This window comes from Falsiroseomonas oryzae (assembly GCF_027856955.1).
GTDB lineage: Bacteria > Pseudomonadota > Alphaproteobacteria > Acetobacterales > Acetobacteraceae > Falsiroseomonas > Falsiroseomonas oryzae.
Genome location: NZ_JAPSMD010000978.1, coordinates 1 through 630, shown reverse-complemented (window position 1 = coordinate 630; position 630 = coordinate 1). Strand labels below are relative to the sequence as shown.

The window sequence follows — 630 nt, the reverse complement described above, 5'->3', positions numbered from 1 at the left end:
AGGCGCGCCGCATCCCCTTCCGAGCGCGCCAGGACAAGGCGGAAGCTGCCCAGGGTGGCGCGCGCCAGGCCGGGTGCCCGGCGCCAGCGCGCGGCGCTGCGCGGGCTCATCCGGGCATTGACCAGCGCCATCGGCACGCCGCGCCGCGCCGCGGCGGCCAACAGGTTCGGCCAGAGCTCGCTTTCCACGAAGGCGCCGGCATCGGGCCGCCAGCCCTCCAGGAATCGCTCCACCCAGGCCGGGACGTCCAGCGGCGCGAAGCGGTGGATCACGCGCGGGGCGAGCGGCACCGGCAGCCGGCGCGCCAGCAGCTCGGCCGAGGTCACGGTGCCCGTGGTGACGAGCAGGTGCAGCGACGGATCACGCGCGGCCATCGCGTCCAGCACCGGCAGGACGGACAGCGTCTCGCCCACGCTGGCCGCGTGCAGCCAGAACAGGCGGCCGGGCGGTCGGGCGGCGCCTTCCCCGCGGCGTTCCGGCAGGCGGTCCGCGATCTCCTTGCCGCGCCGGGCCCGACGGGCGAGGTGCAGCGGCAGCAACGGCGCGATCAGCGTCGCGCCGAGCCGCCAGGCCGCGGCGCCGAGGCTCATCGGACGATGCCCGCTTCCCGGTCGGCCGCGCCGCAGGCCG

At 77.8% G+C, this 630-nt stretch carries 1 protein-coding gene; it reads right to left on the bottom strand.

Going from position 1 to position 630, the window contains the following annotated elements:
• Window positions 1-590 (bottom strand): 3-deoxy-D-manno-octulosonic acid transferase (locus OZN99_RS33060; protein ID WP_270939395.1); only part of this gene is annotated, 590 nt, incomplete at its 3' end.
• Window positions 591-630: the final 40 nt, after the last annotated feature.